8 protein-coding genes (1 of these 8 cut by a window edge) are annotated in these 7,784 nt (G+C 47.0%); 7 read left to right on the forward strand and 1 reads right to left on the reverse strand.

Going from position 1 to position 7,784, the window contains the following annotated elements; genetic code table 11:
• The first annotated feature begins 41 nt into the window (after positions 1-41).
• The 6 genes from CCC70_RS00470 (at position 42) to queF (ending at position 6,070) form a co-directional block, all read left to right on the forward strand.
• Positions 42-1,565, forward strand: coding sequence for a glycoside hydrolase family 32 protein (locus CCC70_RS00470; protein WP_287084079.1), 1,524 nt, complete (start codon positions 42-44; stop codon positions 1,563-1,565).
• 122 nt (positions 1,566-1,687) lie between these two features.
• Complete coding sequence (locus tag CCC70_RS00475) at positions 1,688-3,343, forward strand: YecA family protein (RefSeq protein WP_287084081.1); 1,656 nt, start codon at positions 1,688-1,690, stop codon at positions 3,341-3,343.
• 338 nt (positions 3,344-3,681) lie between these two features.
• Entirely contained in the window at positions 3,682-4,131 is a 450-nt protein-coding gene (queD, locus tag CCC70_RS00480; protein WP_287084083.1) for a 6-carboxytetrahydropterin synthase QueD, read from the forward strand.
• Positions 4,128-4,796: a putative 7-carboxy-7-deazaguanine synthase QueE gene (gene queE / locus CCC70_RS00485; RefSeq protein WP_178688192.1), complete on the forward strand. Its 669-nt coding sequence runs from the start codon at positions 4,128-4,130 to the stop codon at positions 4,794-4,796. The genes queD and queE overlap by 4 nt, the downstream gene beginning before the upstream one ends.
• A 19-nt stretch (positions 4,797-4,815) precedes the next feature.
• Complete coding sequence (gene queC, locus CCC70_RS00490; protein WP_270391407.1) at positions 4,816-5,532, forward strand: 7-cyano-7-deazaguanine synthase QueC; 717 nt, start codon at positions 4,816-4,818, stop codon at positions 5,530-5,532.
• 43 nt (positions 5,533-5,575) lie between these two features.
• Positions 5,576-6,070: a preQ(1) synthase gene (queF, locus tag CCC70_RS00495; protein WP_015526640.1), complete on the forward strand. Its 495-nt coding sequence runs from the start codon at positions 5,576-5,578 to the stop codon at positions 6,068-6,070.
• An 87-nt stretch (positions 6,071-6,157) separates the two neighbouring features.
• Here queF and CCC70_RS00500 read toward each other — a convergent pair whose 3' ends face one another.
• Positions 6,158-7,237: an NAD(P)H-dependent flavin oxidoreductase gene (locus CCC70_RS00500; RefSeq protein ID WP_178688190.1), complete on the reverse strand. Its 1,080-nt coding sequence runs from the start codon at positions 7,235-7,237 to the stop codon at positions 6,158-6,160.
• A gap of 268 nt (positions 7,238-7,505) precedes the next feature.
• On the opposite strand from CCC70_RS00500, the gene CCC70_RS00505 reads away from it, so the two are divergent.
• Positions 7,506-7,784 carry the 5' portion of a hypothetical protein gene (locus CCC70_RS00505; protein ID WP_287084084.1) on the forward strand. The gene runs 48 nt beyond the window's last position, so only the first 279 of its 327 coding nucleotides appear in the window; it begins with the start codon at positions 7,506-7,508; its stop codon lies off the right edge, out of view.

A 7,784-nucleotide genomic window follows, 5' to 3' on the forward strand; every position in this document is an offset into this window, starting at 1 on the left:
GATACCGGTCAGAAACATAAAAAAGAAAGAGAGAGCAGAGTATGAGTGAAAAACTTGAAAAAGCACGTCTTTATGAAATAGAGGAAGCAAAAAATATCCCGCAGGAAGAGAAACCGGCCTTTCATGTATCTGCACCGGTTGGCTGGATCAATGATCCCAATGGATTTTCTGTTTTTAAAGGAAAGGTACATCTTTTTTACCAGTATCATCCTTACAGCCGTGACTGGGGCCCTATGCACTGGGGCCACAGTGTGACGGAGGATATGATCAGATGGGAGCAGCTTCCTGCAGCGCTTGCACCGGATCAGGAATATGATCGAGAGGGATGCTTTTCCGGAAGTGCTATTGAAGCGGATGGAAAACAGGCTTTGATCTACACAGGAGTTACAACAGAAAAGCTGCCGGATGGAAAAGAAGAAGTCCGGCAGAATCAGTGCCTTGCCTGGGGTGACGGAAAAGATTATGTAAAGGTAGAGAAAAATCCGGTAGTCACCGGGGATATGCTTCCGGAGAAATGCAGCAGAGTTGATTTCCGTGATCCGAAGATATGGGAAGATAACGGAACATACCATATGCTCGTAGGATGCCGCAGCGAAGAAATTCCTGGACAGGTAGTTCTGTTTTCCAGTAAAGATCTGAAAGAATGGAAATTTGAAACAATTCTTGCGGAGAACTCCACAGGAGAAATCGGTGTTATGTGGGAATGCCCCGATTTCTTTCCGCTCGGGGATAAACATGTGCTGATCTGTTCTCCGCAGCATATGCGGGCAAAAGGGTATGAGTTTCATAATGGACATAATTCCCTGTATTTTACGGGAGATTATGACAGCGAAAAACATACATTTGAAAAAGACGCACCGGTAAGTCTGGACTACGGACTTGATTTTTATGCGCCGCAGACAACCCTTCTTCCAGATGGAAGAAGAGTGATGATCGCCTGGATGAAATCCTGGGATAGCTGTGTGATCAAGGAAAAGCAGAGATGGCAGGGAATGATGACTCTTCCGAGAGAGCTGGAATATCGTGACGGAAAGATCTGGCAGAAGCCGGTCCGAGAAATTGAGAATTATCGGAAAAACCGTTGCTGTTATGAGAATGTAAAAGTGGGTGAGAGCTTAAGCCTTGAAGGCGTCCGTGGCCGAATGATCGATCTGACTGTGGAACTGCAGAACGCAGATGGCATCATGGATGGAAGCAGGAACTCCGGAAATCCAAATCAGGAAGCATTGGATGTGTACAATGAGTTCCGGATCGAGCTTGCACGCAATGAAGAATATACAACGGTCTTTACCTATGATCGAAAAAGACAGATACTGGAAATCGACAGAACCTGGAGCGGGGTGCAGCGTGATGTTGTATGTACAAGAAAGCTCCAGATCACAGATGACAGACAAAATCTGAAGCTGCGTTTTATCTTGGATCGAAGCTCCATAGAGCTTTTTATCAATGATGGAAGCAAAACTGCGACTACCGTGATCCCAACACCAGTGGAAGCAGATGAGATCCTGTTTCACAGTGACGGAAATGCTGTGATCCAGGTTGAGAAATATGATATTGTGTTGTAGAAGCCTCTCAAATATTGACAATTTCTCTATTTTTGTATAACATAGGGGAAGTTGCTTACGCCGGATCAGGAGCTGTGTATGTCTCCTGATCCGGTATATATTTACAGGAGAGGAACACAGGAATGTTTTATCAGTTAAAAATCACAAGAAAAGGAACGAAACCGCCGGTATGGAGACGTTGTACTGTTGCGGCTGACGTTACATTTGCAAATATGGCAGCCATGCTTGAAAAACTGGTTCAGTATCCGTCAGGCAGCCTATATGAGATTGAATTTTTTCAGAAAAAAGTACAGATCCGTGAGAATGGTGACGGAGAAGCAAAGAATAATTTCACATTATTAAATGCAGGCGAGACAGAGACTGCAGAGCTTATGGATTCCGAGAAATGGTTTACTTTCCGTCAGTATGGTGCGGATAAGGAAGCCCCGGAATACAGAGTTGACATTGAGAAGAAAGACGAGGGAACAGCAGAAGCTCCTTCTATTGTAAAAGAAGTAAAGGGTGAGGATGATCCGTACTGGACAGAGGCACCGGAGCTGGAATGCACTGCAGCAGTTGAGACAGAGGCGGAAACAGTCAAAGCATCTGAGGACATTGCTGCAACAGTAGCAGCGGTAGAGGCAGCTGCCAGAGCTGCAAAAGCAGATGAGGCAGCCACAGGCAGCAGAAGAAATCCTACAGTAAAAGATTTCCTTATGTCCTATCGTAAAGAAGACCTTCTCAGCATTGCAGGTGAGCTTGGACTTCACTGCAAGGGAATGGAACAGGAAGAGATCGCCGCAAAGGTTGCCGCAGAGGTTCTTAAACCGGAGGTTATGAAAGCAAGCTTCCTCGTAGCAGACGATCAGGAAGTACTGGCTTTTGAGGCAGCTATTCAGAGAAAATGCTTCCATGTTGCAGAGGATGAGTGGAATACGTTAGAATGGCTGAACGATATGGGCTACCTTGTTTCCTACAGTGATGATTACGCAGAAGTTCCGGCAGAGGTTGTAGCTGTTTACGATCAGATCAATACACCGGAGTTCCAGACACTTCGCAGCCAGGTAAACTGGCTGAAGGATTGCCTTATTATGGTAAGCTATCTGTATGTATCTGCACCGGCAAAGACCGTATATGAGATGTTTAAGCAGAGAAAAGGCTTTGACATCGGATATGACAGCTTCATCGAGCTGTATCATACCATTCCGGAGAAGGCCTGTATCTGTGAGCTTGCGGAGGATCAGCTGATCCTGAAATCCGCACTGGTCAATAACATCTACAAGGATATCGAGAGACGTCAGGGTGGACGGAAATTCTATATTCCGTCAGTAGATGAGATCCTGGATTATTCCGAAAACGGTTATCCGACAAAATCTGCTTCTTACCAGAGACTGGGCAGATTCCTGCTGGATGAGATGAAGGTTTCCGATGCAGTGAAGGATCAGGTACTGTTCTTTATTTACAAAGAATGCTCCATGGATGGCAGAATGTCAGCGATCATGGAAAACCTGAACCAGAAGGGGATCCAGTTTAACGATGAGCAGCTTGAGAAATTTACAAAGCTGATCATGGAGGCAAACAATAACACAAGAATGCTGGAATTCCGCGGTTACACACCGAATGAGATTTCAGGAGCAGTATGGCCGTTTGCCACGGGCAAGCCGCACACTGCAATGCCGAACAGCTTTGTGCCGACAGCAATGCCGATGCAGCCGGCATCTGCAAGAAAAATCTATCCCAACGATCCGTGTCCGTGCGGAAGCGGTAAGAAATATAAGAAGTGCTGCGGAAGAAGATAATTCTGCAGAAAATTTACCGTAATTCCGGAGCTGAAAGTTCCCATAGATCGTTGCGGAGCGACTGCGCTCATGAGTGAGCAGCGAACGCGGATGATCTGGTCCGATTTATCGTTTGATGCAGTATCTCCGGAAATACCATACAAATTAATATAAGACAGTTCGTTTGTACCATCCTGTCTATAAATAAAACCAGGGCTGAAGAAGATGTGAGAATCAGGGCAGACTCGTGGCGGGTCTGCCCTTTTTTTACTTTAACTGGATCAAGGCCGGGAATCCCGGCTTTTTTTATTTATGGAAATATTCGGGTGGTGTGACAGATCCAGAAGGAGGAAAAATTTATGTATCAGTTAAAAACAGAAGCAGATTTCGATTCGGCACACTTTCTGTCCGGTTACACCGGCAAATGTTCCAACATCCATGGTCATCGCTGGCATGTGGAGATTGAGATCGAAAGCCGGAAGCTGGAGAAAAACGGCCAGGAGCGAGGGATGCTGGTAGACTTCGGAGATCTGAAAAAGGATCTTCGGGAGCTGGCAGATTCCATGGATCACACGCTGATCTATGAAGAAAATACATTACGTCCGAAAACGCTGGAAGCACTGGATGAGGAAGGCTTTCATCTGGTGAAGGTTCCCTTTCGTCCTACAGCAGAGAATTTTTCAGAGTATTTTTTCAGAAAAATGGAAGAAAAGGGCTATCCTGTAAAAAGAGCTGTTGTTTACGAAACACCAAATAACTGTGCAGCTTACTGGGAAACGGAAGAAGAAACGGAGGCGGTATGGCTATGAGTACCTATCAGGTTGTAGAGAAATTTGTCAGCATCAACGGAGAGGGCAGACGGGCAGGAGAGCTTGCCGCTTTTATCCGGTTTAAGGGCTGCAATCTTCAGTGCAGCTATTGTGATACCAGCTGGGCAAATGAGCCGGGATGTGAGAGTGAAAGGCTGACAGAAGAAGAGATCCTTTCCTGGATCCGTGAAACAGGCGTAAAAAATGTGACACTTACAGGCGGGGAACCACTTTTGCGGAAAGGGATGGAGGAGCTGATCGAGGTAATCCTGGAGAATCCATCCCGGCGGGTGGAGATTGAGACCAATGGAAGCGTAGATCTGAAGCCTTATCATATATTAAAAAAACGTCCGTCCTTTACCATGGATTATAAAGCACCGGACAGCGGCATGGAAAAAGAGATGCTCCTTTCCAATCTGGAGCTTCTGGGCAGTGAGGATACGCTGAAATTCGTGGTCAGCAGCCGCAGAGATATGGAAAAAGCCCTGGAAATCCTGGAAAAGTACAGGCTGGTCGGAAAAACGGCAGTTTATTTCAGCCCTGTATTTGGCAGGATCCAGCCGGTGGAGATCGTGGATTTCCTTATGGAAAAAAAGCTCAACGATGTAAAGCTTCAGATCCAGCTTCATAAGGTGATCTGGGACCCGCAGAAACGGGGAGTATGACAGGAAAACATATCACAATATAACAAGAAATACCGCAGAAAAGGAGAACGCTATGAAAGCACTTGTACTTGCAAGCGGCGGTGTGGATTCCACCACCTGCCTGGGGCTTGCCGTAAACAAATATGGAAAAGAGAATGTAATTGCATTAACAGTAGCTTACGGACAGAAGCACACAAAAGAAATCGAGGCTGCCAGAAAAACAGCAGAATATTACGGAGTGGAGCATCTTTATCTGGATCTGGAGCCGATCTTCCGGTACAGTGACTGTTCGCTTCTGAAGCATTCAGACAAAGAGATCCCGCACGAAAGCTATGCAGAGCAGCTGAAGGAAACTGATGGCTCACCGGTTTCAACCTATGTGCCGTTCCGGAACGGATTGTTTCTTTCCTCGGCAGCAAGTATTGCGCTGTCAAAAAACTGCAGTGTGATCTATTACGGAGCACATGCGGATGATGCAGCCGGAAATGCATATCCGGACTGCAGCAGTGCGTTTCACAATGCGATCAACGAGGCGATCTATCAGGGAAGCGGCGGTCAGCTGAAGGTTGAGGCGCCTTTTGTCAGCTGCACAAAGGCAGAGGTCGTAAAAACCGGCCTGGAGCTGAATGTTCCTTATGAACTGACCTGGAGCTGTTACGAAGGCGGCGAAAAGCCCTGCGGTGTGTGCGGAACCTGTATTGACAGAGCAGAGGCATTCCGTCTCAATGGAGTGAAGGACCCGGCACTTGACAGATAGATCGGATCATAAATATCCGCCCGACCATAGAAAGGAAAAAAATATGAGCAGAGAAAACCTGGAAAAAGAAGGGATCACCCTTCTCGGAAATCAGAAAGTAAAATATCCGGACAACTATGCTCCGGAGGTACTGGAAACATTTTTGAACAAGCACCCGGACAACGATTACTTTGTAAAATTTAACTGCCCGGAATTTACAAGCCTTTGTCCCATTACCGGACAGCCGGATTTCGCGACGATCACGATATCCTACGTACCCGGTGAAAAAATGGTGGAGAGCAAATCTCTGAAGCTGTATCTTTTCAGCTTCCGCAATCACGGAGATTTTCATGAGGATTGCGTGAACATCATTATGAAGGATCTGATCCGTCTTATGGATCCGAAATACATTGAGGTCTGGGGAAAATTTACGCCGAGAGGTGGCATTTCCATTGATCCCTACTGCAATTACGGAAAGGCCGGAACCAGATGGGAGGAGATTGCCTGGAAACGTCTGACAGAGCATGACATGTACCCGGAAAAGATCGATAACCGGTAGAAAAACAAAAAGTCCCTGTTTTCACTGCGAAAAGCAATGAAAGCAGGGGCTTTTTGTTTAGGTGCGCCTAGCGGCGCAGGTTTATCTTTATGACAGCCGGATGCACTCCGATTCTGTGCCAAACAGATCAGCGATCACATCGTGCACGGTTTCGATCTTATCTGCCATATAGGCCTTTGCTCCGCAGAACAGCAGGCCGTTTTCCACGTCGCCCTTTACGGCGGCGATCAGCTTGTCTGTAATGCAGTAAGGGATCTCGCCGGGGGAACATTTGGCAAGGCAGCGGTGGCAGGGACTGTGCGGGATTTTTTCACCGGCCATGACGTGCTGCATGAAGGGATTCATAATGGCACGTCCCGGCATACCTACCGGACTTTTTACAATGGCAATGTCGTCCTTTGCGGCGTGGATCAGGGATTCTTTCAGCCGGATGTCTGCGTCACATTCTTCCGTTGGTATAAAACGGGTGGCGACCTGAACGCCGTCCACACCAAGATCAAGGACATGCTTTACATCCTCGTGCGTGGCGATGCCGCCGGCAGCTACTACAGGGATTTCCGTGCCGAATTTTGCGGCATAGCTTTTTACAGTCTGGACGATCTTTCGGATCTCATTGTCGTAGGCTTCCGGTGTATAGGAATCCAGCTCTTCCTTGTGGAAGCCCAGATGGCCGCCTGCCTGGGGACCTTCGATCACCACAAGGTCTGCAGTGCGCTTGTACTTTCTTTCCCAGTATTTCAGGATAACCTTTGCAGATTTGTCCGTTGAGACGATGGGGGCAATCTTTGTTTTGCTTCCGCTGACAAGAGCAGGGAGCTCTGTAGGAAGTCCTGCACCGGAGATGATCAGGTCAGCGCCGGCATGGACAGCGGCTTTTACATGAGATGCGTACTCCTTCAGTGCAACCATGATGTTGTAGCCGATGATACCGTCAGGAGAAATCCTGCGTGCTTTTTTCATCTCGGACAGGATAGCCCGCTGGTTGGCTTCTTCGGTATTCCGGTCGAAATCCTTTTCCCGGTAGCCGATCTGAGCGGTGGAAATGATTCCGATCCCACCTTCCTTTGCAACGGTGCCTGCCAGACGGCCAAGGCTGATACCAACGCCCATTCCACCCTGGATCAGGGGAAATTTCGTAAGTTTATCACCGATTTTAAAATTCTTCATAATGATCAGATCCTCACATTCATTTGCTTTCGTTAAATAATTTTAGTATAAAATAGTTTTATTATCAAAGTATATCATAACAGGGGAATTTGTCAATGTAAATGTCGGTGAATCAGAGAAGTCCCCTGCTTCAATTGCGAACATCCGTCGGACCAGATTTTGTTAAAATCCACTTTGTTGACAGAACAGAAAATATCAGGCAAATTCACAGTGATATCAGCTTTACAGAAAACTGTAAAGTGAATTAGGGGAAAAGGGAGGAACAGGTATGCGAAAAAAGACGAGTACCATCATGGCCTGGCTGCTTGCGGCGTCCGTGACAGTCACATCTCTGTCAGCGGGAACCGTGACGGCCTATGCACAGGAGGAAATGCCGCTGGTGGAAGCCGGAACCGTGACAGAGAGTGCGGAAGAGTTTGGCGACAGCAGTGACAGCATTGCAGATATTGCGGAAGAGGGCAATATTGAAGCTAAAGAAAAGGGTGAGCTGACAGCATTATGCTGTGTAGTTTCACCCTTTTTATGTGTGATGAAATTTTTAAACTGT

Source organism: Blautia sp. LMAG:89 (genome assembly GCF_008679485.1).
GTDB classification, from domain to species: Bacteria; Bacillota; Clostridia; order Lachnospirales; family Lachnospiraceae; genus Blautia_A; species Blautia_A fusiformis.

Bases quoted from the DNA above. Each gene is read 5' to 3' on its own strand.
- CCC70_RS00470 (WP_287084079.1), top strand. From the start codon at position 42: ATGAGTGAAAAACTTGAAAAAGCACGTCTTTATGAAATAGAGGAAGCA.
- CCC70_RS00475 (WP_287084081.1), top strand. From the start codon at position 1,688: ATGTTTTATCAGTTAAAAATCACAAGAAAAGGAACGAAACCGCCGGTA.
- queE (WP_178688192.1), top strand. From the start codon at position 4,128: ATGAGTACCTATCAGGTTGTAGAGAAATTTGTCAGCATCAACGGAGAG.
- queD (WP_287084083.1), top strand. From the start codon at position 3,682: ATGTATCAGTTAAAAACAGAAGCAGATTTCGATTCGGCACACTTTCTG.
- queF (WP_015526640.1), top strand. From the start codon at position 5,576: ATGAGCAGAGAAAACCTGGAAAAAGAAGGGATCACCCTTCTCGGAAAT.
- CCC70_RS00500 (WP_178688190.1), bottom strand. From the start codon at position 7,237: ATGAAGAATTTTAAAATCGGTGATAAACTTACGAAATTTCCCCTGATC.